This is a genomic window from Halalkalibacter kiskunsagensis (genome assembly GCF_037027555.1).
GTDB classification, from domain to species: domain Bacteria; phylum Bacillota; class Bacilli; order Bacillales; family Bacillaceae_D; genus Halalkalibacter; species Halalkalibacter kiskunsagensis.
On record NZ_JAXBLX010000005.1, the window covers coordinates 82,846 to 107,636 of the forward strand.

At 40.3% G+C, this 24,791-nt stretch carries 23 protein-coding genes, 1 pseudogene and 1 other annotated feature; of the genes and pseudogenes, 22 read left to right on the forward strand and 2 right to left on the reverse strand.

What is annotated here, in order from left to right; translation table 11 throughout:
- Positions 1 to 124 precede the first annotated feature (124 nt).
- From lon to SLH51_RS04330, 3 genes and pseudogenes are all read left to right on the forward strand, one after another.
- Complete coding sequence (lon, locus tag SLH51_RS04320) at positions 125 to 2,446, forward strand: endopeptidase La (protein WP_335959379.1); 2,322 nt, start codon at positions 125 to 127, stop codon at positions 2,444 to 2,446.
- A 2-nt stretch (positions 2,447 to 2,448) separates the two neighbouring features.
- A complete protein-coding gene (yihA, locus tag SLH51_RS04325) occupies positions 2,449 to 3,036 on the forward strand; it encodes a ribosome biogenesis GTP-binding protein YihA/YsxC (RefSeq protein ID WP_335959380.1) in 588 nt (195 codons plus the stop codon).
- A gap of 106 nt (positions 3,037 to 3,142) precedes the next feature.
- Positions 3,143 to 3,321, forward strand: a pseudogene (locus SLH51_RS04330) (manganese catalase family protein); the annotation flags it as partial.
- Between the two features lie 76 nt (positions 3,322 to 3,397).
- On the opposite strand, the gene SLH51_RS04335 reads toward SLH51_RS04330, so the two are convergent.
- Positions 3,398 to 3,874 (reverse strand): LiaI-LiaF-like domain-containing protein, encoded by a 477-nt coding sequence (locus tag SLH51_RS04335; RefSeq protein ID WP_335959382.1) that lies wholly within the window; start codon positions 3,872 to 3,874, stop codon positions 3,398 to 3,400.
- A 489-nt stretch (positions 3,875 to 4,363) separates the two neighbouring features.
- Between SLH51_RS04335 and hemA the strand changes: the two genes are divergently transcribed.
- From hemA to SLH51_RS04390, 11 genes are all read left to right on the forward strand, one after another.
- Positions 4,364 to 5,743, forward strand: coding sequence for a glutamyl-tRNA reductase (gene hemA, locus SLH51_RS04340; protein ID WP_335959383.1), 1,380 nt, complete (start codon positions 4,364 to 4,366; stop codon positions 5,741 to 5,743).
- Between the two features lie 18 nt (positions 5,744 to 5,761).
- A complete protein-coding gene (locus SLH51_RS04345) occupies positions 5,762 to 6,577 on the forward strand; it encodes a cytochrome C assembly family protein (protein ID WP_335959385.1) in 816 nt (271 codons plus the stop codon).
- 213 nt (positions 6,578 to 6,790) lie between these two features.
- Positions 6,791 to 7,726, forward strand: a complete 936-nt coding sequence (hemC, locus tag SLH51_RS04350) for a hydroxymethylbilane synthase (RefSeq protein WP_335959386.1) — start codon at positions 6,791 to 6,793, stop codon at positions 7,724 to 7,726.
- Positions 7,723 to 8,514, forward strand: a complete 792-nt coding sequence (locus SLH51_RS04355; protein ID WP_335959387.1) for a uroporphyrinogen-III synthase — start codon at positions 7,723 to 7,725, stop codon at positions 8,512 to 8,514. The genes hemC and SLH51_RS04355 overlap by 4 nt, the downstream gene beginning before the upstream one ends.
- The gene (hemB, locus tag SLH51_RS04360) at positions 8,511 to 9,494 is read left to right on the forward strand and encodes a porphobilinogen synthase (RefSeq protein WP_335959388.1); all 984 of its coding nucleotides are present in this window, start codon (positions 8,511 to 8,513) and stop codon (positions 9,492 to 9,494) included. Before SLH51_RS04355 ends, hemB begins: the two co-directional genes overlap by 4 nt.
- 17 nt (positions 9,495 to 9,511) lie before the next feature.
- Positions 9,512 to 10,798 carry a glutamate-1-semialdehyde 2,1-aminomutase gene (gene hemL, locus SLH51_RS04365; protein ID WP_335959389.1) on the forward strand — a complete coding sequence of 429 codons (1,287 nt, stop codon included), beginning with the start codon at positions 9,512 to 9,514 and terminating at the stop codon, positions 10,796 to 10,798.
- A 196-nt stretch (positions 10,799 to 10,994) separates the two neighbouring features.
- On the forward strand, positions 10,995 to 12,233 hold the full coding sequence (spoVID, locus tag SLH51_RS04370; protein WP_335959391.1) for a stage VI sporulation protein D: 1,239 nt from the start codon (positions 10,995 to 10,997) through the stop codon (positions 12,231 to 12,233).
- A gap of 13 nt (positions 12,234 to 12,246) precedes the next feature.
- The gene (locus SLH51_RS04375) at positions 12,247 to 13,155 is read left to right on the forward strand and encodes a hypothetical protein (protein WP_335959393.1); all 909 of its coding nucleotides are present in this window, start codon (positions 12,247 to 12,249) and stop codon (positions 13,153 to 13,155) included.
- On the forward strand, positions 13,152 to 14,177 hold the full coding sequence (gene ysxE / locus SLH51_RS04380) for a spore coat protein YsxE (protein WP_335959395.1): 1,026 nt from the start codon (positions 13,152 to 13,154) through the stop codon (positions 14,175 to 14,177). The genes SLH51_RS04375 and ysxE overlap by 4 nt, the downstream gene beginning before the upstream one ends.
- A 200-nt stretch (positions 14,178 to 14,377) precedes the next feature.
- On the forward strand, positions 14,378 to 14,563 hold the full coding sequence (locus SLH51_RS04385; RefSeq protein WP_335959396.1) for a hypothetical protein: 186 nt from the start codon (positions 14,378 to 14,380) through the stop codon (positions 14,561 to 14,563).
- Between the two features lie 32 nt (positions 14,564 to 14,595).
- Positions 14,596 to 14,827: a binding site (T-box leader), on the forward strand.
- Positions 14,828 to 14,872: 45 nt separating this feature from the next.
- Positions 14,873 to 17,515, forward strand: coding sequence for a valine--tRNA ligase (locus SLH51_RS04390; RefSeq protein ID WP_335959397.1), 2,643 nt, complete (start codon positions 14,873 to 14,875; stop codon positions 17,513 to 17,515).
- 74 nt (positions 17,516 to 17,589) lie between these two features.
- Here SLH51_RS04390 and SLH51_RS04395 read toward each other — a convergent pair whose 3' ends face one another.
- Positions 17,590 to 17,922 (reverse strand): hypothetical protein, encoded by a 333-nt coding sequence (locus SLH51_RS04395; protein ID WP_335959399.1) that lies wholly within the window; start codon positions 17,920 to 17,922, stop codon positions 17,590 to 17,592.
- A 693-nt stretch (positions 17,923 to 18,615) separates the two neighbouring features.
- On the opposite strand from SLH51_RS04395, the gene SLH51_RS04400 reads away from it, so the two are divergent.
- The 8 genes from SLH51_RS04400 (at position 18,616) to SLH51_RS04435 (ending at position 24,564) form a co-directional block, all read left to right on the forward strand.
- The gene (locus tag SLH51_RS04400) at positions 18,616 to 19,959 is read left to right on the forward strand and encodes a bifunctional folylpolyglutamate synthase/dihydrofolate synthase (protein ID WP_335959401.1); all 1,344 of its coding nucleotides are present in this window, start codon (positions 18,616 to 18,618) and stop codon (positions 19,957 to 19,959) included.
- A gap of 297 nt (positions 19,960 to 20,256) precedes the next feature.
- Complete coding sequence (locus SLH51_RS04405) at positions 20,257 to 20,475, forward strand: hypothetical protein (RefSeq protein WP_335959403.1); 219 nt, start codon at positions 20,257 to 20,259, stop codon at positions 20,473 to 20,475.
- A 409-nt stretch (positions 20,476 to 20,884) separates the two neighbouring features.
- Positions 20,885 to 21,646: a prepilin peptidase gene (locus SLH51_RS04410; RefSeq protein WP_335959405.1), complete on the forward strand. Its 762-nt coding sequence runs from the start codon at positions 20,885 to 20,887 to the stop codon at positions 21,644 to 21,646.
- 126 nt (positions 21,647 to 21,772) lie between these two features.
- Positions 21,773 to 21,916, forward strand: coding sequence for a hypothetical protein (locus tag SLH51_RS04415; RefSeq protein WP_335959407.1), 144 nt, complete (start codon positions 21,773 to 21,775; stop codon positions 21,914 to 21,916).
- Positions 21,897 to 22,124, forward strand: a complete 228-nt coding sequence (locus SLH51_RS04420; protein WP_335959408.1) for a hypothetical protein — start codon at positions 21,897 to 21,899, stop codon at positions 22,122 to 22,124. The genes SLH51_RS04415 and SLH51_RS04420 overlap by 20 nt, the downstream gene beginning before the upstream one ends.
- Entirely contained in the window at positions 22,111 to 23,040 is a 930-nt protein-coding gene (pilM, locus tag SLH51_RS04425) for a type IV pilus biogenesis protein PilM (RefSeq protein WP_335959409.1), read from the forward strand. The genes SLH51_RS04420 and pilM overlap by 14 nt, the downstream gene beginning before the upstream one ends.
- Positions 23,037 to 23,348 carry a hypothetical protein gene (locus SLH51_RS04430; RefSeq protein WP_335959410.1) on the forward strand — a complete coding sequence of 104 codons (312 nt, stop codon included), beginning with the start codon at positions 23,037 to 23,039 and terminating at the stop codon, positions 23,346 to 23,348. The genes pilM and SLH51_RS04430 overlap by 4 nt, the downstream gene beginning before the upstream one ends.
- 160 nt (positions 23,349 to 23,508) lie before the next feature.
- A complete protein-coding gene (locus tag SLH51_RS04435) occupies positions 23,509 to 24,564 on the forward strand; it encodes an SPOR domain-containing protein (protein ID WP_335959412.1) in 1,056 nt (351 codons plus the stop codon).
- The last annotated feature ends 227 nt before the right edge of the window (positions 24,565 to 24,791 follow it).

A 24,791-nucleotide genomic window follows, 5' to 3' on the forward strand; every position in this document is an offset into this window, starting at 1 on the left:
AATCACCAATTGAATCCGGATACCTTTTAAGCGTCTGACTTAAAAAGTAACTTTGTCGTAAAAGAGTCAGACACTTATGAGACGATCTTGGATTCTCAATTTGGATGTATGGAGGTGTGCGCGGATGGTCGATACAAACGACAAACGACAAATTCCGCTTCTACCGTTACGCGGATTGCTTGTTTTTCCTGCAATGGTTCTCCATTTAGATGTAGGAAGACCGAAATCCGTTCAGGCGTTAGAGCAGGTGATGGAACGTGACCATCAAATCTTACTTGCAACTCAAAAAGAAATTTCTATAGATGATCCGACTGAGGATGAAATTTATCATATAGGAACACTAGCAAAAGTAAAAAGCTTACTTAAGTTACCAAATGGAACGGTCCGAATTCATGTTGAGGGGTTGCAACGTGCTCGAATTGAACAATTTTTGCAACATGATGACTACTTAAAAGTAGAGGCAGAACTTCTTGATGAAGAAGAAGCATTTCTAACACCAGAACTGCAAGCGCTAATGAGAAATCTTCTTTCAATGTTTGAACAATATACGAAAGTATCAAAAAAGGTTTCAGCAGAAACATTAGCAGCAGTAAAAGATATTAGTGATCCAGGGCAGTTTGCTGATATTATTGCAGCAAACTTACCTCTTAAGCTAGCTCAAAAACAAGAATTGCTGGAAATTACCTCGTTAAAAGCCCGTCTGTTAAAATTGATCGAAATTTTAAACAATGAGCATGAAGTATTAGGCCTAGAAAAGAAAATCAGTCAACGAGTGAAGAAATCAATGGAAAAGACGCAAAAAGAGTATTATTTGCGTGAACAAATGAAGGCTATTCAAAAAGAACTTGGAGACAAAGAGGGACGTACTGGTGAAGTCTCGACTCTTCGAGAGAAAATTGAAGAAACAGACATGCCTGAATTAGTAAAAGAAAAAGCATTGAAGGAATTAGATCGATATGAGAAAATGCCGGCTAATTCAGCGGAAAGTTCCGTGCTTCGCAATTATTTGGATTGGTTGATTCAATTACCTTGGACGTATGAAACAGAAGATCAATTAGATGTCATTCGCGCAGAAGAAATTCTAAATGAAGATCACTATGGTCTTGAAAAAGTGAAAGAGCGTGTCTTAGAGTATTTAGCTGTACAGCAGTTAACACGAGAGCTCAAAGGTCCTATTCTTTGTTTAGCAGGTCCTCCTGGAGTAGGGAAAACATCCTTAGCCCGGTCAATAGCTCGTTCACTTAACCGTAAGTTTGTTCGTATTTCTCTTGGTGGAGTTCGAGATGAAGCTGAGATTCGTGGACATCGTCGTACATACGTTGGTGCCATGCCTGGTCGAATCATTCAAGGAATGAAAAAGAGTGGATCAATAAATCCTGTATTTTTGCTAGATGAAATTGATAAAATGGCGAATGATTTCCGCGGAGATCCATCATCAGCTTTGCTAGAAGTGCTTGATCCTGAACAAAATAGTACATTTAGTGATCATTACATTGAGGAACCGTACGATTTATCAAAGGTTATGTTTGTGACAACAGCTAATAACATAGGTACCATTCCTGGTCCCCTTCTTGATCGTATGGAAATTATCTCAATAGCAGGCTACACAGAGCTAGAAAAGATTCAAATCGCAAAAAATTACTTACTGCCGAAACAAATGCAGGATCACGGTCTAACTAAAGGAATGCTACAAGTAAAGGATGAAGCGATTCAAAAATTAGTCCGATACTACACTCGTGAGGCGGGAGTTCGTAGTTTAGAACGTCAATTGGCGACACTTTGCCGAAAAACAGCGAAATTGATTGTATCGTCCGATCGGAAAAAAGTAATTCTCACTGAAAAGAAAGTGGAAGAGATGCTTGGTAAACCAAGATTCCGCTACGGTTTAGCAGAAGTAGAAGATCAAATTGGTGCTGCAACAGGACTAGCCTACACAACAGTCGGAGGCGATACGCTTTCGATAGAAGTGTCGCTTGCGCCAGGAAAAGGCAAGTTAACGTTAACCGGGAAATTGGGAGACGTTATGAAGGAATCAGCACAAGCTGCATTTAGTTACATTCGCTCACGCTCAGAAGAACTTAATATTGATCCAAGTTTCCATGAGAAAAATGATATTCATATTCATGTTCCTGAAGGAGCGACGCCAAAAGATGGTCCATCAGCAGGGATTACAATGGCGACAGCGTTAGTATCGGCGTTAACAGGTCGAAAAGTGAAAAAAGAAGTAGGGATGACGGGAGAGATTACGCTCCGTGGTCGAGTGCTGCCGATAGGTGGTTTAAAAGAAAAGTCAATGAGTGCTCATCGTGCTGGACTCACGACCATTATTATTCCAAGAGATAATGAGAAAGATTTAGAAGATATACCAAAGAGCGTGCGTAGCGACTTACAATTCATTCTCGTATCTCATCTAGATGAAGTTTTGAAGCATGCGTTAGGAGAGTAAGTATGAAAGTTACAAAGTCAGAATTAGCACATGTTGCTGTCAAGCCTGAACAATATCCGACTTCACGTTTACCTGAAATTGCGTTATCAGGTCGTTCGAATGTTGGAAAGTCATCGTTTATTAATAAGATGATTAACCGGAAGGGTTTAGCACGTACGTCGCAACGCCCTGGGAAAACACAAACGTTAAACTTTTATGAAATCAATGAGAGCATTTATTTTGTTGATGTTCCTGGGTATGGATTTGCAAAAGTTCCGAAAACAGAACGAGAAGCTTGGGGAAGAATGATTGAAACGTATTTGCAAGACCGCGAACAGCTAAAAGCCGTTGTTCAAATCGTTGATCTTCGCCATCCGCCTTCCGCAGATGATATAGTAATGTATCATTGGCTCAAGCATTTTGATATTCCTGTTATCGTTGTTGCAACAAAGAGTGATAAGATTCCTAAGGGAAAATGGCAAAAGCACTTAAAAGTGATAAAAGAGGGGTTAGAAAAAGTAGAATCGGACCCATTGTTGCTTTTTTCTTCTGAGACCGCTCAAGGAAAAGAACAAATTTGGAAAACGATTCTTCATTATACATCAAAGTAATGTATGTAAACTTTTTTAATTGAATAATCTTTCGAAAAGTGAGGAGATAATCCTCGCTTTTTTATTTTGTTTCTATTAATACGATTCCCACAATTTGGTGCCTGGAATGGAATTTCATAATGCTCAATTTAATTTCAGACTCGATGAAACACAAATCGGAGAGATCTTCCAAGTCGAAACAACGGAGAACTACATGTTGTAGGTCCACCACAAGCTGACCCTGTACCTGACCTGACTGACATGCCAAATGAGCATAGTCCAGTCAGGTCAGATTTACTTACATAAGCCGGTACCTTGTTTTAAAGCCCGCTATGAGTGGAGCCATTGCTTCTTATTTACTAGTATTTTTTATCGAATCGTTTTATTTTCTTTTGAAAATAAGAAAGGTACCAAGTCCGATCAGAAAAACTGGCCAAAGAGAGCTAAGAAAGGAGTAGGCGTCATATAACCAACTAAATGGATTAATGGAAGCAAAGCTTAGTGCAGAAAAGATGATAAGAAAACTACCTAATAAATAACCTTCTTTTTTTGTTTTCCGAGCGGATAATATAAAGGAAATACCAACGATGCTCGTATACATTCCCCAATGTTCTGGCCACCAGTTAAAAAATGAGGAAAGGTGAAAGTGAATCGCAAGACCTGTTAAAAGTGCTCCTGGAAAGATCATTGAATATTCTGGACCTACATATCCTTGTACTAAAAAGGCAAATCCTATGACAAATAAAATTGACGGCCAGCTAAGTAGTTGCTGCGCGAATGGTATCGATAATTGTTGGAGTAAGTAATAGCAGCCTACTCCGATTAATAGAACGCCTGGAAAGATACGTTGTGTCTTCATAGTGTCCCCCCTTTAAGACCAAGAGTTACTTTACTCATTCATTCGTTTGCTGCTGTTTATGCATGTCATACTTTTTTCTTATGTACTAGATTATGAAAAAGTCATACTTCGTACCATCCTTGGATACAATATTTAAATAAAGGTAGGTATTGGTTCGTTATCCAGTCTGAATAAAGAACTAGATCAAAGGAATAAGTGAGTTTTTGAAAAGGCTTTTAAAGAATAATCTCATGATAGCATAGCTTCATGATCTGTTCACAATTTTTTTTGGCGTCGTAGATTAGACATGTTATAATGTACTCAGTTATACTGGTAGAGGTCAGTCCAGTATGTTGGATTATTTATAGAGTCTGCTCAAAAAAAGGTTGGTCCCTTTTCTTGAACAAATTCGAAGCAACGAATATAGCCATTGTCGCATTGAACATGCACTTATGATAAATATAGAGATAAATGGTTGAACGGACATTAAATTTGGGGGTGAACGTCAGGATGCATATACTTGTTGTCGGATTCAACTATAAAACCGCTCCTGTCGAATTAAGAGAGAGATTTGCATTCCAAGAAAGTGAGCTTCCAAGTGCGCTAGCTCAATTACGGAATATGAAAAGCATTCTTGAATGTACGATTATATCAACCTGTAATCGTACAGAAGTCTATGTAGTGGCAGATCAATTACACACGGGTCGACATTTTACTAAGCAGTTTTTGGCTGATTGGTTCAACTTACCTAAGGACGATTTCATCCCTTATTTAGATATTCGGGAAAACGACCATGCGGTTGAGCACTTATTCCGTGTTGCCTGTGGGCTTGATTCGATGATCCTAGGTGAAACGCAAATTCTAGGGCAAGTTAGAGATAGCTTTTTACTTGCACAAGAACAACAAGCGACTGGTACAATATTTAATCAATTATTTAAGCAAGCTATTACTTTGGCGAAAAAGGCTCACACTGGTACGGAAATTGGTGAGCATGCAGTTTCAGTCAGTTACGCTGCTGTAGAGCTTGGAAAGAATATTTTTGGCGATTTTTCAGGAAAGCATGTTGTTATTTTAGGTGCAGGAAAAATGAGCGAATTAACGGCTAAGCACTTGCATTCAAATGGAGCTGATCGAATTACGGTGATTAATCGTACCGAAGCAAAAGCAGCAGAACTTGCCGCTCGTTTTCTCGGACAAGCGCGCCCATTTGAAGACTTGCAGCGTACATTAGCTGAAGCAGATGTATTAATTAGTTCAACAGGTGCCCGTGATTTTGTCATTACTAAAGAAATGCTGGCAGGATCGATGAAAAAGCGGAAAGGCCGTCCGTTGTTTATGGTAGATATTGCCGTACCACGCGATTTAGACCCAACTCTTGCTGAGTTTGATGATGTTTTCTTATATGATATTGATGATCTACAAAACATTGTTGAAGCTAATTTAGCTGAACGTAAGCGAGAAGCAGAAAAAATTGAGCTAATGGTTGAAGTAGAAATCGATGATTTTAAGCAATGGTTAAACACATTAGGAGTAGTGCCGATTATTACAGCTCTTAGAACGAAGGCGCTTGCGGTCCAAGCTGAAACGATGGAAAGCATCGAACGTAAGCTCCCTGATTTAACAGAGCGTGAGAAAAAAGTATTACGTAAGCATACGAAGAGTATTGTTAATCAGCTTCTACGTGATCCAGTAACGAGAGTAAAAGAGCTTGCAGCTGAACCAGATGCAAATGCAAAATTGGAGTTATTCACGAAAATCTTTGCTTTAGAAGGTGAGTTAGCTTCACACGAAGAAGAAGTTCGAATAACAGAAATAGAAAAGCAATGGGAGACTCAAAAACAAGAATACGTAAGCGTAGCAAGACAACGTACAGCTGTTGTCCGTTCTTAAGAAAGAAGGGACGAACGAATGAATTGGATTTATCCTATTACGATTGTATTGTATAGTATTAGTTTATTTGGTTACTTTATTGATTTCTTACAGAACAACCGGAAGGTCAATCTTATGGCCTTCTGGTTGCTTTCTATTGTTTGGGTCTTACAAACTGTTTTTTTTATTATCCGTGCAATTGAACTAGATCGAGTGCCATTGTTAACCCCTTTTGAAGGATTGTTCTTTTATGCATGGTTAGTCGTAACTCTTTCGCTGGCAATCAACTGGTTTTTTCGAGTTGATTTTCTTGTTTTATTCACAAATGTAATTGGGTTTAGTATGATGGCCTTTAGCTTGTTTACTCCCGATGGTGATGTACCACAGTCACTCTCTGCTCTACTTGCTTCAGAGCTCCTCATCATCCACATTTCATTCATTTTGCTCTCATATGCAGCCTTTACGTTATCATTTGCTTTGCAAATGATGTATGTGATCCAGTATCAAATGCTAAAGCGGAAAATTTGGGGAAAACGGTTAGTACGGTTTGGAGGACTTGCAAAACTAGACTCACTTTCATTTATGGCTGTTGTCATTGCTTGGCCATTTTTGCTAATAGGGCTCATTCTTGGATTTATATGGGCACATAGCCAGCTTACATACGTACCGTTCTTTGATTCAAAAGTAATTAGCTCATTAATCGTCTTAACGATTTATGCCATTTATATTTATCAACGAGTGGTCAAATTAATACAAGGGTACAACATGGCCTTACTCGGAATTGCCGGCTTTCTAGTATTATTAATAAACTATTTTCTCTCAGGCCAATATTCGTCGTTTCATATATGGTATTAGTGTTCGAACAAAAAGGCCGATTTTTACCTTTTTGTTCGAACTCGCAATGAGCAAAGCAGCTGCTAACTTATAAGCCTGTTATGAGAGATCTTCTCATGCTAGGCGCGCTAGTTGAGCGGAGCCATTGCAAATGTTCACGTTAAGTACACAGATATATATAAGACTAAGAAAGACAAAAATAGGTCAAAATGATAATAAAAATTGGAGGATCGTATGCGTAAAATAGTAATAGGTTCACGAAAAAGTAATCTTGCTCTTGTTCAAACAGATTGGGTCATAGATCAGTTGAAAAAGACGGGACTTCCCTATGAATTTGAAGTGAAGAAAATTGTTACAAAAGGTGATAAAATCCTTGATGTCACGTTGTCAAAAGTGGGGGGGAAAGGATTATTTGTGAAAGAAATTGAACAAGCACTTGCTGATAAAGAAATTGACTTAGCGGTACATAGTATGAAAGATGTTCCTTCTGTGTTGCAAGATGGATTTACACTAGCAGCAGTGACAGAGCGGGAAGATCCAAGAGATGCCTTTATTTCAAATGACCATGTGAAACTTGCTGATTTAAAAGCAGGTTCGGTCGTTGGAACAAGTAGCTTACGTCGTTCAGCACAAATTCTAGCAGCGCGTCCGGACCTTGAAGTGAAATGGATCCGTGGAAATGTAGAAACGAGATTAAGAAAGCTGAAAGAGGAAGACTTCGATGCAATTATTCTAGCGGTAGCTGGGATCAAGCGTTTAGGCTTCCCTGAAGATTTGATTACAGAATACTTAGATGAATCCATGTGTGTTCCGGCTGTTGGACAAGGAGCACTTGGAATAGAGTGCCGTTCTGATGATGAGGATTTAATCAGCCTTCTAAATCGCATTAATCATGATCATACTGCCCGTACCGTAACGGCTGAGCGTACGTTTTTAAACCGGATGGAAGGTGGATGCCAAGTTCCGATTGCCGGTTATGCTCTTGTTACTGAAGACAATGAAATTGAACTCACCGCACTCGTTGGTTCTCCTGATGGAAAAATATTGTTAAAAGAAACAGTAAAAGGCTCAAACCCTGTTGATGTTGGGGAAAAGGCGTCACAGTTACTGCTCGATCAAGGAGCAAAAGAAATTCTTGATAAAGTAAAGAAAGAACTTGATCAAGGATGAGTAGTGGACCTTTAGCTGGTAAAACGATTCTCGTTACACGAGCAAAGGAACAGGCGAACGACTTATCACAATTAATTAAAAATCAGGGCGGAAGCGCAGTAGAGGTTCCGCTCATTGCTTTTCAACCAATCAACTCAAAAGAAGTCGGACAAGCCATTCATCATTTACAAGACTACGACTGGTTAATTTTCACCAGTGTGAATGGCGTTCATTTCTTTATGAACCATTATAAAACGTTACAATACGATACTAGATTTCCGACTATACAAATAGCTGTTGTTGGAACAAAAACGGAAGAAGCGCTAATGAGCTATCATCTTAGCGCCGATCTAGTTCCAAAAGATTTTGTCGCAGAAGGACTAGTTGCAGCGTTATCTCAGACACTTAAAAAAGGAGATCGCGTATTAGTTGCAAGAGGAAATCTAGGAAGAGTAGAATTAATACAAGAGGCAACGAAGCTAGGAGCATTTGTAGACGATCTTTCTGTATATGAAACGGTATATCCAAAAAGGGCTACTAAACAGCTACAGTCTGCCCTTCGGTGTCATGCGAAAATTGATTATGTTACATTTACAAGCTCGTCCCAGGTTCATCACTACATGAATGCGCTGAAGGAAATACGTATAGATCCAAAAGAAGTTGGAGCAAAAATAGCCTGCATTGGTCCAATTGCGGCACGTACGGCAAAAAAGTATGATTTACCTGTTGAAATAATTCCACATACATATACAATTGAACATTTAGTAGAGCAAATAATTCTTGATTCAAAGGAGGAGAACTCTAGATGAAAGACGTAACATTCCGCCGCCACCGTCGCCTACGTCAAAGTAATACTATTCGTAGCATGGTAAGAGAAACTCATATACATAAGGAAGATTTAATTTACCCGATTTTTGTTGTAGAAGGCACCAATGTGAAAAAGGAAGTCCCATCAATGCCAAATGTATTTCATTGGTCTTTAGACCTTGTTGACCAAGAAGTAGAAGAAGTTGTGAGCCTTGGAATTCCTGCAATCATCGTATTTGGTGTTCCTAATTCAAAAGATGACGTAGGTTCATCAGCTTATCATGACCATGGCATTGTTCAAAAAGCAATTCGTCAAATAAAAGAAAATCACCCTGATTTAACTGTTATAGCGGATACTTGTTTATGTCAATTTACTGATCACGGTCATTGTGGTGTCATTGAAGACGGCAAAGTATTAAATGACCCTACGCTTGATTTGCTTGCAAAAACTGCTGTATCTCAAGTGGAAGCAGGAGCAGATATCATTGCCCCATCGAATATGATGGATGGATTTGTTGCAGCTATACGTCATGGATTAGATGAAGCTGGTTATGTTGATGTACCGATTATGTCGTACGCTGTGAAATTTTCATCTGCATTCTATGGTCCTTTCCGTGATGCTGCACATAGTTCGCCAAAATTTGGAGATCGCAAGACGTATCAAATGGATCCAGCCAACCGTCTAGAAGCGCTGCGTGAAGCTCGATCTGATATGGAAGAAGGAGCCGACTTCCTCATTGTTAAACCAGCGCTTTCTTATTTAGATATCATTCGAGAAGTAAAAGATTTTTCTGGCTTTCCGATCGTTGCTTATAATGTAAGTGGAGAATACTCGATGGTAAAAGCAGCTAGCCAAAATGGCTGGATTAACGAAAAAGAGATTGTATTAGAGAAACTTTTGAGTATGAAGCGTGCAGGCGCTGATTTAATTTTAACGTATCATGCAAAAGATGTTGTGAAGTGGTTACTAGAAGATAAATAAGAAGGGAGCAAGACGCGATGCGTACTTACACGAAGTCTCAAGCTGCATTTGAACAAGCGAAGCCGTTAATGCCAGGTGGAGTGAATAGTCCTGTCCGAGCTTTTAAGTCAGTAAAAATGGATCCTGTCTTTATGGAACGAGGCGAAGGGGCAAAGATTTATGACATCGATGGAAATGAGTACATTGATTATGTCTTGTCATGGGGACCACTCGTTTTAGGACATGCCGATGAACAAGTAATTGCAGCATTAAAAGAAACGGCTGAAAAAGGGACTAGCTTTGGTGCGCCAAGTGAGCTTGAAACCAAACTAGCTGAGCTTGTCATCGACCGCGTTCCGTCCATTGAGGTCGTTCGTATGGTCAACTCAGGAACAGAAGCTACAATGAGTGCTTTGCGCTTAGCAAGAGGCTATACAGGTAGAAACAAGATATTAAAATTTGTAGGCTGTTATCATGGACATGGAGACTCGTTGCTTATTAAAGCAGGTTCAGGTGTTGCCACACTTGGATTGCCAGATAGTCCTGGTGTGCCAAAGTCGATTGCTCAAAATACATTAACAGTTCCTTATAATGATTTAGAAAGTGTTCGCTATGCATTTAAAGAATTCGGTGATGATATTGCTGGTGTGATTGTGGAGCCTGTTGCTGGAAATATGGGAGTTGTCCCACCAGAACCAGGTTTTCTAGAAGAATTAAGAGCTATCACGGAAGAATACGGAACGTTATTAATCTTTGATGAGGTGATGACTGGTTTCCGTGTTGGATATAACTGTGCCCAAGGAAAGCTTGGTGTGACACCTGATTTGACGTGTCTTGGAAAAGTTATTGGTGGCGGATTGCCGGTAGGTGCCTACGGTGGGAAACGTGAAATTATGGAGCAAATAGCCCCAAGTGGACCGATTTACCAAGCGGGAACACTATCAGGAAACCCTCTTGCGATGACGGCAGGCTATGAAACCCTTTCACAGTTAACACCAGCTGATTACGACCAGTTTGAAGAGTTAGCAGAGCGCCTAGCTACTGGATTATCGAATGCCGCGAAAAAACATGAGATTCCGCATCATATAAACCGAGCAGGTTCAATGGTAGGTTTTTTCTTTACCGATGAAAAAGTAACGAACTTTGAGAAAGCATCAACATCTAACCTTGATTATTTCACTCGTTACTTCCAAGAAATGATGAACCAAGGAATTTCACTTCCTCCATCACAATTTGAAGGAATGTTCTTATCGACCAAACATACAAACGAACATATTGATCAAACGATTGCAGCTGCTGAAGTTGCGTTTTCGAAGTTGAAATAATTTAAAAGCCTATCCTATCTATGATCACTCGTAGAAATGGATAGTTTTTTTATTTTTATGTGAAAGACGGTTCTCTTTTTCTGATCTATTAAACTTTCCTTTTTAAGCATATTGCCGGAGAACTTGTCATAGAGTGATATTGTACTGACTAGAAGCGTAGCAGAAGGAAAGAGAATATGTTGAGGAGGAATGTAACGTGACAGAACACCCGTCTAAGTTATCATTTTCGATTGAGGAATCGGTTTGGTTAAATAAAGGTCAAGAAGTTGAGGAAATCCTAGGGATGTCTCTTGAACCAGAGATTGTCATTGAAGAAAAAGATCTTCATGTCTACATTAAGGGTGGCTTACGTCTTGTTGGAGAATACCGTCCAACAGGTAGCGCTGAAGCTGTTGATGTAGATAGTGAATCGCTTGAGGCGCAGCTATCATTTCGGTCAGCTGGAGATGTGACAATTTCTGATGATGGAACTGGTGAGATTAAACACTTTTTCCCAATTGATGTCACCATTCCAACGAGCCGCATTCAAAATCTCGATGATGTCTACGTACAAGTCGAATCATTTGATTATGATCTCCCGGAAAAAAGCTGTATTCAACTAACCGCTGATATAAGTATTTCAGGAATGACTCAGCAGCAAGATTCGGTTGAAAAGCGAGTAGAGCAAGAAATCGAAAAAGAAGCCGTAAAGGCCGAACCACCGAAATTAGGAGCTGTTCCAACCGCATTTGCATTTGAAGCGAAAAAGCGTCCAGAAATAGGAGCAATGATTCCAAATGTACCAGGAAGTTATCCAGCTCGCCCGTTTCATCCGGTAAGTGAAGAGAGTCCAGAATCCGTGGAGGAAAAAGTAGAAGAAAAGACACCAGCCATTGCAGCCTCACCATCAACTAAATATACACGTAAGGAAGAAGAGGTAGCAAATGTGAGTTCGGATGCACCTCGTTATGAGCCAGTCGCAAGTGAGGCACGAGACATAGAAGAAGTGGATAACACAGAGGATATAGAAGACGTTGAAGAAGTAGAAATAGAGCAAGAAGCACCAACTGAGAGTGTGGAACTTGTTGCTGAAGACACAGTAGAAGAAGTGAGAGAAGAAGCCCCAGCTAAACCAGAAACAAAAATCAATCTAGCTCCTCTTAAAGAAATGGCAGTGGCACCGTCATTAGAAGAACGTCCTGAAGAAAAAGCTGATGAAGAAGAAGCGCCACCGCCTCGTGAAGAAAATGCATTGTATTTAACGAGTATGCTTTCTAAAGGAGAGGAAAGATTTTCAAAATGGAAAATGTGCATTATTCAAGAGAATGAATCTCTAGACACTATTGCTGACCGGTATGATATAAGTACGAGTCAACTCGTTAGAATGAATCGCTTGCAAGGTGAGCAAGTAGAAGAAGGTCAGATCCTTTATATACCGGTTAGTGTAGAGTCTTAAAAGGAGTAACAACATGGAATTGTTGGATTGGCTTTGCGAAAATTATCAATGGCAAAACGTGAAATTTGTAAACGAAGCGTTAGTCGAGACGGAACAAGGTCGAAAAAGGTTGCGCTATTGGTCAGATAAAGCCCTCCTTGATTGGCACATAGAATGGCGTGACCGTTGCAACGTCACGCCTTATGTGCTAGCCGACCGGATGATTCGAAACAAAGATCAAGAAGCTGCCATCTCATGGAAAGGTGGATGGTTGACCGTTCATGATGAGGTTGATCAAGGAGCTGTTGTGAGTCAATCGGAAAAGGAAATTGGCAGGTTGATTGGTGCGATGATTCACTACGGTGTACAATCAACAGCTGATATTGAACCCGTACAGCAAAAAGAACCAATGTATTCCAAGTTGCATTCGCATGTGCCTTATTTAAGGGAATCCCATAGACAATTCGTTTCGGCGTTACTGAAGGAATCGGAAATTCGAATGAAGAAGGCAACAGCTTTACAAGCGAGTTTGAACGAACGATTGCCGTTGCTAGATCCTGTTACCACACCGAAACAGGCAAAAATGGTTTATGACGTTCTAATCTGGTTTGGCACAAGGCAATTGCCAGAACGAGGATACTATTCATTGCGAATGTTTCTTTCTGAGTGGCTTGAAAAGTATGGGAAGGAATCACTTGAAAGCCTTATAGAAGGAATGTATGAAAAGGATCGAGTCACGAGAGAACAAGCGATATTCCTTTGTTCGGAATGCTTATGTCCATATGAACTCGACAACCTCGTCATGATATTAGAACGAAACCCAACAGAAGCAGAGATTGAAGAGGAGATACTAAACATAAAAAAAGAGTGGGAACAGTCAAAGATACTTGTTCAAGTGATCAGCTCTTCGATAGATAAGAAAAAGAAGGTGTTTACACAATGAACCAGGCACGAACGCCGTATGATTCGATCCTTTTTTATTATGACCTATATCCTCAAGCAATTGAAGATCACGGGAAAATTAAAAAAGTCACAACGAGCCGTGGAGTGTTTGCTTTAAAAGAAACAACAATTGGAGCGCACCAAGCAGATGAATTTATTCATGCTTTGCGAAAGCTAACTAAGCTCGGTTTTAAGCAAGCTGTTCCGATTCTTCCGACGAAATACGGAGAGTATACTCTTTCAACTGGAACTCATACCTATTATTTAATGCCATGGATGGAAGCGATTGAGTATACATCAAGAGATTCACAGGAGCAAAAGCTAGCTTCTCAGCTTGGAACCATTCATCGGTTAACGGTCAAGACGCAACCTTTTTTAAAAGAAAATGTTGATGAGTCGTATCAGCAGCTGCTTCGTCGTTGGGAAATGCGTAGACTCATGTTAAACCGCTTTGCAGATGAAGCGGAACGAAAAACATACATGTCACCATTTGAATTAACCTATATTACACATGTCTATATGCTTGATCAAATGGCAGAAGCTGCAAAGAACCATTTAGAAAAGTGGTACGAAATCTGTTTGGAAAAAGAGAAATACCGGACAGTCCTATGCCACGGAAGAGTCAATCGATCACATGCTTTTTTTAGTCCTGAAAACGAACCTCTTTTATTAAATTTTGAGAGAGCATGTATCGATACACCGTCTCGGGATATTGCTAGCTTTTGTAGATATAGTTTCCGTCATGCTTATTGGGTTGAAGAAGAGGTGCTGAAGTGGTTTATGAACTATGAGCGCCATCTTCCTCTATTAGAAGAAGAAAAGCATTTAATCTGCGCCTATTTGAATTTTCCAGAACCGATCGCCTTTGCTGTAGATTCTTATGTGGCAAGCAAAGGAACAATGAGAGAATTTGAGCATGTCCAAAGGCTCGAAAAGCGCTTAACGTCAATGCGCAGAGTGCAGCGACTGACGCAAAAGCTTATCATCGTACCGGATACAGAACAACAACAAGTCCAACAGTAACGTTCTCTTCATTGAAGAGGACGTTTATTTTTCTATATAAACCGTAGACTTATGGAAAAGTACATAACAATCATCAACGTTAACAAAATAACATCAAACGTAGTTGGTAGCAAAAGAGTACGTAAAAGCTGAAAGCAAATAAGAGGAATGAGAATTTGAGCAAACAGCGCTCGCAATTTTAACCACCAAGTTGGGCGATTATGATGGTGATGATGATGAAAACGCCTGAAACGACGACGCATCGTGACACCTCTCTTTCTAAAGAACTCCTTACTTTTACGGTATGCAACAACCCATTAGATGTGCAAGGGCACAGGATTTTTACTTATGAATTGTTATCTTCGTATAAAAAAGAAAAAATGGGCGATGCTGTTATTGACGAATGAATACGATTCGAGCTAAAATATAACCACAATCATTGAATGCGTAGAATAGGAAGAGTAGGGTCGGAACCTTTCAGAGAAAGAAATCAATAGCTGAGAGATTTCTTAAGATGTACGATTCGAATGTCACCTAGGAGCAGCTTTGCTGAAAAGTTATAGTAAGCATAGCCGGATACTGACCGTTATCAGTTTGAGTGTGTAGCACATGAGATTTATTTGTGTTGCAAACAAAGGTGGTACCGCGAGTGAACTCTCTTCGTCCTTTGATGGAGGGGGTTTTTTTATTTGTTCTATTTTAAGGAGGATCTAGTGATGAGTGATGAAAAGTTAACGATGCCAACAAAATACAACCCACAAGAAACCGAAGCGAAATGGTATTCTTATTGGATAGAAGGGAAATATTTCGAAGCAACAGGAGATGAATCAAAAAAACCGTATTCAATTGTTATTCCACCACCTAACGTAACTGGAAAGCTACACTTAGGGCATGCTTGGGATACAACATTGCAAGATATTCTTGCACGTGTGAAACGCATGCAAGGCTATGACACACTTTGGTTACCAGGTATGGACCATGCAGGAATTGCAACACAAGCAAAAGTTGAAGGGAAATTAAAAGAAGAAGGTCTAAGCCGTTACGACTTAGGACGTGAGAAGTTTCTTGAGAAATCATGGGAATGGAAGGAAGAGTATGCTTCTTTCATACGTAACCAATGGTCAAAGGTTGGACTATCGCTCGATTATTCTCGTGAACGATTTACGTTAGATGAAGGTCTTTCAAAAGCGGTTCGTGAAGTGTTTGTTAAGCTTTATGAAAAAGGCTTAATTTACCGTGGGGAGTACATTATTAACTGGGATCCACAAACAAAAACAGCGCTATCAGACATTGAAGTTATCCATCAAGATGTTCAAGGTGCCTTCTATCATATGAACTATCCTTTAACAGATGGTAGTGGGCAAATAGAGGTCGCAACGACTCGTCCAGAAACGATGCTTGGTGATACGGCAGTTGCAGTTCATCCAGAAGATGAGCGTTACAAGTCGTTAATCGGAAAAACGGTGACTCTTCCGATTACAGGTAGAGAAATTCCTATTGTTGCTGACGATTATGTTGACATGGAGTTTGGCTCAGGAGCTGTGAAAATCACACCAGCCCATGACCCTAATGACTTTGAAATTGGAAACCGTCACAATCTTGCACGCATTCTAGTCATGAATGAAGACGGTACGATGAATGACAAAGCTGGAAAATACAACGGAATGGATCGCTTTGAGTGTAGAAAACAAATCGTAAAAGATTTACAAGATTCTGGCGTGTTATTTAAAATTGAGGAGCATATGCACTCAGTTGGACATTCAGAGCGTAGTGGTGCAGTCGTTGAACCGTATCTTTCAACTCAATGGTTTGTAAAAATGCAGCCATTAGCAGATGAAGCAATTGCCTTGCAAAAGTCGGAGGAAAAAGTAAACTTTGTTCCAGATCGCTTTGAGAAAACGTATATGCGATGGATGGAAAACATTCGTGACTGGTGTATTTCAAGACAGCTTTGGTGGGGACACCGAATTCCAGCTTGGTACCATAAAGGAACAGGCGAAGTATATGTTGGGCACGAAGCACCAGCAGATGAGGAAAATTGGAAACAAGATGAAGACGTACTAGATACATGGTTTAGTTCCGCTCTTTGGCCGTTTTCTACGATGGGTTGGCCAGAGGAAGCATCACCTGATTTTGACCGTTTCTATTCAACGAATGTGCTAGTTACGGGTTATGACATCATTTTCTTCTGGGTATCAAGAATGATTTTCCAAGGGCTTGAATTTACAGGCAAACGCCCATTTGATGACGTTCTTATTCATGGACTTGTTCGTGATTCAGAAGGTCGCAAAATGAGTAAGTCACTCGGAAATGGTGTTGATCCAATGGACGTTATCGACAAATATGGGGCGGATTCCTTGAGATTCTTCCTATCTACTGGAAGTTCCCCGGGAAATGACTTGCGTTTTTACTGGGAAAAAGTCGAATCAACGTGGAATTTCGGAAATAAGATCTGGAATGCTTCACGCTTTGCGTTAATGAATATGGAAGGCTTAACGCATGACGAGATTGATGTAATAGGTGAGAAAACAATTGCTGACAAATGGATCTTAACTCGTCTTCAAGAAACGATTGCCGATGTAACGCGTTTAATTGATGTATATGAGTTTGGCGAAATGGGCCGTTTGCTTTATAACTTTATCTGGGATGACCTCTGTGATTGGTATATTGAAATGGCAAAATTACCATTATACGGTGAAGACGAAGCAGCAAAGAAAACGACTAGATCAGTTCTAGCTTATGTTCTAGATCAGACGATGCGACTATTGCATCCAATGATGCCTTTTATTACCGAGGAAATTTGGCAACATTTGCCGCATAAAGGCGAATCGATTACAATCGCAGCGTGGCCAGAGAAAAACGAGGATTATATGTTCGAAGATGCTGTTGAAGATATGGAACTATTAAAAGAAATCATTCGCTCCGTTCGAAATACAAGAGCAGAGTTGAATGTACCAATGAGCAAGCAAATCGAATTGCTGATTTCGGCAAAAGACGATCAAGTATTAGGGAAATTAACACGCGGTCAAAGCTATATCGAAAAATTCTGTAATCCAAGCAAGCTAGAAGTAGGAACAGATGTAAAAGCGCCAGAAAAATCAATGTCACAAGTACTTTCTGGAGTAGAGCTATTCTTACCATTAGCAGGCTTACTAGATTTGAACGCAGAAATTGCTCGTCTTGAGAAGGAACTAGAAAAGCTTAATAAAGAAGTAGAGCGAGTAGACAAGAAATTAGGCAACCAAGGCTTTATCGCGAAAGCCCCTGAAAAAGTGATTGAAGAGGAAAAAGCGAAGCAAGCTGATTATATGGAGAAGCGTGAAACAGTTCAAGCGAGAATTGCAGAGTTGAAGGCGTAAATAAATAGTGTTTATAAGAAAAGAGCTTGGACTTGTTCCAAGCTCTTTTCTACATGAGATTTTATCGATGAAACTTACTCTACTACTAAGTTTATCTCTAGTTGATCAGTTACCGTCTTACTCTTCTTATTGTGTAAATCGAGCGAAGAAGTAACAGTATAACCAACGATAAGAAGAAAGCTATTTTCATCATTCGTCTCTACAGCTGGTTCTTCTAAAATTATATGAAATTTCGAACGTCCGTCCATTGTTATTACTTCTATTTCAGGGTTGAACCCAGCCGTTTGCATCTCTGTTTGAAACACGCTTTTGTAGGCATCACTTATCACACCTTTAGACGGATCTGTCTTTCCATGAGTTATCTGTTTGGATGTGCTCAATTGCAGTAGCAACAGCTTTTTCGACATAGAGAATCCCCATTGCTTCTAGCTTTGTAAACTGAATCGTTTCTTCCGATTTTTGAAATTGAAGGGTATTACTCATTAATTTGAGACAATGACCGGAGTGAATATGCCAATTACGGCAATCATAAGAAGGACGAGGATTAAGGCATATCTTTGTTCGTTCATCCGTGATTTGATCATCTGTTACTCCTCCATTTCTATGTATCTATAGAGTTCGGTGAGGATGGTTGAGTCCGCACATTGATCACTAAAAATATTTACACTGAATTGTTTTAAATGTAAACTGTATTCGCGAATTGTTTGCTCAAGTAATTCAGATTCTTGTTGCTCGGGTGTTTTAGAAGAGATAACCCGTGTGAAATTCAGAGAATTCATTATTCGCATGAGCTGCCTCAGTAGGATTTCTTTTTACTTCAGTTACATTTTTTCAGCTAGATTAATGGCAATTAATTTATCTTCAACTTTTGTGGAAAGCATGATAGATTGAGAAAAGAAACTTAAAAAGGTGAGGATGACAATACTCAAACGATAAAACCGGACCGTATGAAAATCAGAGGAGAAAGACTTTCCACTTCAATAAACTTGATCATAAAGAGGCAAGAAAGATATATTTTTAGGTAATGGTACTATAGCTAATAAAAAAGCAACGGTTTTAAAAGTGATAAAGTTGCTTCAAAAGAAGGCGGATATCCTTTTTTGGAGCAACCTTCATTTTTAGAGAAAGAGAGCAAAGGGGATGGGGTTGTGAAGACGAGTGCTGAGGTGATTGAATGGATCCACAGTTTGTTGCCATTTGGAATTAAGCCTGGATTAAAGCGAATGCATTGGATGCTTGAACGATTAGGTAATCCTGAGAATCAATTAAAGGCGGTTCATATTGGGGGAACGAACGGAAAAGGATCAACACTTAGTTTTATGAGGCATGTCTTACAAGAGGCAGGGTATAACGTCGGGACGTTTACTTCTCCCTTTATAGAATTGTTTGAAGAGCGGATCTCCGTTAACGGGACACCAATAGATGAAGCGTCACTTGTTCAATGTGGCAGCCGAGTTCGTCCGTTAGTGGAAGAACTTGCAAAAACAGAGCTTGGCAGTCCGACTGAATTTGAAGTGATCACAACAATTGCTTTTGATTATTTTTCCAATCTATCAAAGCCGGATATCGTGTTAGTGGAAGTTGGGTTAGGGGGAAGACTCGATTCTACGAATGTGATTAGCCCGATGTTGTCTGTCATTACATCGATTGGGTTTGACCATATGCACATATTAGGTGAAACCCTTTCGCACATAGCCAAAGAAAAAGCAGGCATTATCAAACCGAACATTCCGATCATTTCGGGTGTCTCACAAAAAAAAGCGCGTGACATTATTGCCGCGAAGGCGAACAGCGTACAGGCAGATTATTTTCAAATACATGTTGATTTTCACGAACGTTTGCTAAGTGTTGCTGCAAATAAACAGCAGTTTGCCTATGAGAGCGATTGTGATTTGTTCGATCAAGTTACGATACAAATGCCTGGAGCGCATCAACGAGAAAATGCCTCGGTTGCGATTCGGGCATTAGAGTGGCTGCGACAAAAAGAAATGTATTTTATTTCTGATGAGGAAATACGTAGAGGATTAGCTGCAACGACTTGGATTGGTAGGTTCGAGCAACTAAGTGAATCACCTCTTGTCATTATTGATGGTGCTCATAATAAGGAAGGAATGGAGTCGCTCGCACAAACACTCACGCAACACTATCCTTCAAAACGTTATCGCTTGTTAATGGCAGCGACAAAAGAGAAGGATATGAATAGTTTGTTGAAGCCGTTTGAACAAATGAATGCATCATTTACGTTCACAACTTTTGATTTTTTCCGTGCGGCAGATGCGAAAGTTCTATGCGAGCAAGCGCCAGTTGCAACGAAACGTTATGATACAGATTGGACAAATGCGCTACGAACGGAAGTAAATACACTAGAAGAAGACAGTATGCTAATTGTATGTGGATCGCTTTATTTTATTTCTGCCGTTCGAGAACTTTGGTATAGCAAATAAAAAAACAGGTGGTACTTGAGCAAAAGAAAGACATGACCTTGCCGTGGTTGAGCAGGGTCATGTCTTTTTCCTAAATAAGTCCATAGAACTACGTGCTATTCCAAATTATGCAATTCTGTCAAGAGTTCTATTAAAGCCGTTCTTTTCATTAGTTGGTCTTTATTATACAATAAGCTCAGCAAAAGAGAAACGGTCGAAGAAGAAAGCGGAGAAAAAGAGGAATGGAGTGCTCTTGCTCATGAAACTGAACATGAAGACGCTGATTTACTAGATTTCTATGAAAATCGGACACGGTATTTGTTAGAAAATGAGCAAGACTCCAAAAAAGAAGTGGAAAGTGATAGCTTATTGCCGCGGTCATTACGGGAAGAGGAAGATGTGCACGATGATTCATTGCCTTTACGAATTCCGTATGAGGAAGAGAGGGATGTTGAAATGGTTTCTCGTCCAACCGAAGATGTGTATACGAAGCGATCGCAGCTGTTTGAGCAATTAGAAAATGAGGGTAGAGGATGACTACTAACATGAATAGAAACCCCTTTCTTTAAGCTCTTTGTTAGTTGTAGTGCGTTAGCTTTGTTTTCTGTTGGCGGACATTACGCGGCAGGGGTTCTTTTTTAAAATGAAGACACGTACGAACTAGGTACCGGTTGGTCGAGTCGTTGATGAGGAAAGTGAGCGGCGGCTTGTTGACATCGTTCAGCGTGATTTCTTCTATCAAGAAAGTGTTGCGGATGGAGAAACACGAGCGATTACGGTTGCGGAATTGCTTGAGCACGGATTGATCGATCAAGAAGAGAATGAACGTTTTTTTCGGCGCTATACGAACAATTCCTATGTGCTTGTCACAAAAGAAGGAAACACAGTGACTTACACGGCTTATTTGCTCAAAGCTCAAGATTCTAAGTAAGGAAGGTACAAAGCGATGATGGTACTTATTTATAGTTATCTCTTTCTTGTTGGTATAACGCTCGGTTCTTTTTATAATGTCGTTGGGATGCGTGTGCCCATCGGAGAGTCGATTGTTCGGCCACGGTCTCATTGTACAACTTGTGATCGCGATTTAGGAGTGCTTGATTTAGTGCCGGTGTTCTCGTATGTTGTGTTACGAGGGCGTTGCCGTGGGTGCAAGCAGCGAATTTCGCTTTTGTATCCATTTACGGAGTTGATGACCGGTTTGTTGTTTGTTGCTTCGTTCATCGTATTTGGATGGACGTGGGAGACAGTCGTATCGATGCTTCTCGTGTCGCTGCTTGCGATTATTTTTGTTAGTGATCTTCGTTATATGCTCATTCCCGATAAAGTGCTGCTGTTCTTTTTTCCTCTTTTACTCCTTATGCGCGTAACCGTTGCGCCACTTGACCCGTTTTGGGATGCGTTTGTTGGATCAGCAATTGGCTTTACATTATTGCTTGCCATTGCAATCGTCAGCCGCGGTGGAATGGGAGGGGGAGACATTAAGCTATTTGCCGTGTTAGGCCTAGTGCTTGGCTGGCAAGGTGTGCTACTCGCCTTTTTCTTTTCTTGTTTTTACGGTGCGATCATTGGCGGGATCGGCCTGTTCATTGGCAAAGTCCAACGCAAAAAGCCAATTCCCTTCGGACCATTTATCGTACTCGGCACAATTACGTCTTATTTTATCGGTTCAATTCTAGTAGAATGGTATATAACTACATTCCTACGATAAGAATAAACGCGCACAAATGTCCAACCCAACAACAAAAACCGAAGCACAGGGTCTGACCCTCAAACCAAGACGAAGCATCAAGTCTACCCCATAAATCATACAATTCTGAAACACAGGTGAATGCCCATGAACATTTGGACAAAGTCAAAAGGAGCGCGTCATGCGCTTGTTATAGAAGATCATGTCATTCGCTATGCTGGCTCAAAGCGTCCACAACTTGAGGCGATTTACGCAGTGGAAAAAACGCTATATGCCTGCGGATGTGATTAAAGATGGACAAGTCGTCAATGCTGAGTTGCTGCTCACGATTTTAGAAGAATGTTTAAGTGAGTGGGACTTAAAGCGACAGTATGTTCAGTTTTGTGTGGCGGATGGACAAGTCATTATTCGCACGCTAAAGTTGATGCTGCAACACCAGATGACGAGTAAAAGGGCAGCTATATCTCGATATAGGGGAGACCTTATTGCTGCCATGTGATGATCCCGTCTTTGATTATAAAGTGCTTGGCTTACATGAAGGGCAAAAAGAGGTGCTCTTATTTGCCTCGCGTGAAAAAGTGGTTCATGGCTATGTTGAGCTATTAGAAGAAGTTAAGCTGAAGCCGAATGCGGCCGACCTATCGTCGTTAAGCGCCTATCGGTTGTTCCATGATCTTAAGCTAACGAATGAAGTGGACTATACGATGCTCATACAAATTGATACGACATCAACGAATTTGACGATTTTCCATCAACATCATCCAGTGTTTTCAAGAACGATCCCATCTGAGTTAGATCAAGAGAGTTGGGACATTGCTCGAGACTACGCAAAATCGTCTCTTGTCTGGAAAGATGATGAAGAGATCTTGTTTACTTACATTGACGATCAAGTACGAGAAATTGAAAAAGTGATGAACTTTTATCAGTTTAATGTGTTGCAAGGAATAGGGGTAGTTAGTCAGTTACTTGTTTGTGGCGATCATCCGTATGTGGCCAGTTTTGTGCGTTCATTCAAACAAGCATTTTCGGCAAAGCATCAGCAGTTAATTGTAACAGAGGGAAATGACTACGAGCGCTTAGAACAAGCGGTTCAACTGGTTGAAAGACAAGTTGTGCCAGCGTCTTTGTTGCTCGATTATTTAGTTACTTTGCTTCCAGAGCGAGGGCATTATTTGAATTTTGATTATGCTTTGCCTGGGATCGTGTCATTTGATGCAAGCTTTGATCGAATGGAGGAAATTGCTGCTTACCACCATGAACTCGAGCAATCAAATGTTGTATCAGCTGTTACTTTGTCGATTGTTAATACAAATGAGTTAGAGATAGCATCTGATGACGTGTTGCCGCGCTATGTTGCTAGTTTTTCGCTTGAAATTAAGAAGTCGGAAGTAAGGAAATTAGGTGATTGCAAGTGAAGATCGAGTGGACTCGACAAACGATTCTCGTTGCTATAGCTGGGCTCGTCTTCATTGCCGGATTTTTTTTCTTTCTGGCGATGAACGTGCTGGCACCAGCGCGCGCTGAGCGTGAACAAGTGCTGCAAACTCTTGACGTTGAACGGCAAATCTTAAGTGAGTTGCAAGAGCGGGTGCCTGACATTGACCAGGTCGACCGATTCAAATCAAGTGTCCGTTTGCAACAGCAACTTCCTGTCAATGCCCTTATGGATCAACTGCTGTTGGCATTGTCTAGAGCAGAAGGCATTTCGTTCACTTGCGTGTAAAGGTGCGGGCAAAGGATTACGAAGCGCTCGCCTTTATATAACTGATTCAAATCAAAAAAGAAGGGAGATTTCTTCCTTCTTTTTTGCATTCTCTCGTTCTATTATCCGTTCACTTTTAATAGAATAGAGTAAAGAACGGTTTACGAGAGGAGTGACTACTGTGGAAAAAGAAAAACAAACAATCTCGGTTCGTTTAAATGGAATAAAACAAACAATCAATGAAAGTAATTCAGATCCAAAAAGCAAAGATGAAGTTGGAGCGACCCGTGAACATGTAGTAGAAGACGATACTGAACTCATTCCTCAACCAGATAACATCATAGATTTTGGAAAACGACAGGAAGAAAGAATTCAAAATGGACAACCTTATTGGGATGATGGCTTTAGTGAGAAAAGTCCAAAGCTACCTTTTAAGCGCAAGAAGAAGCCACATAATGGCGTGAACAGACCGAAGTTTCCAGTAATGTTAGTTGTCGCTTTATTTTCAGCGGTTGTCGTTGGTTTAAGTTTAGGCTTTATGGTGTTAACCGTTTTTACAGGAAACACTCCAAATGTCGTAGTCGAAGAAAATACAACAGGAGCCATTCCTACGTTTTCAGAAGGCGGAGTCGAGAGTTTCCCAGTCTTATCATTAGAAGTTGTCCAAGGTGGAGCGTTTTCTGATCTTGCGAAAGGGGAGGAAATCGTTGCTCAATTGAAAGAGCAAGGCGTAGCTGGTACATTAACAAAAGGAACTGATCCTATTTATATGTTTATTGGTGCTGGTGGAGACCGCGCACAAGCTAATAAAATAGCGACCCTTTATGATAGTTACGGGCAAGACACGTATTTGAAATCGTATCAAGTGGATGGGCAAGTAGTGACAGGACAAGCTGAACCAGTGACTGCATGGTTTACAAAAGCAATTTCACATTACAAGGAACTTCTGCAATTATCAGTGGATGGTCTTGGTGGTGGGTCGTTGTTAACGAGTGAGCGATTGGCACAATTAGAGCAGTCAACAGACAGTTTACAGGCGGAAAGAGACCAAGCATTTACACAACTGCCTCAAGAGGCTCAAGTTCACGCACTAGCAGTAGGAGACAATTTAGTCCTAGCTGGCGATAAGCTTTCAGCATACGTGGAAACAATGGATGAAAAAACATTATGGGAATCACAGCAAGCACTTTTAGATGCACTCGTGGAGTATGAGCAAGTAGTTCAAGTGTTGCAATAAATACACAGAAAAAAGATGGCCAACGAACTTGTGCCATCTTTTTTTCGTATGTTGAATAACAATGTAAATGCTAAAAGTCGCGATAATAGCTGATTCGCTGTTAAAAAAGAATTTCGCTGATATATTTTCGATTTCGCTGTTAAAATTAATTTTTTACAGATATATGGACGATGGACGAACTCGCTGAAAAAAACTTAAATTTCGCGAAAGGAAGTAGCTCCTGATCT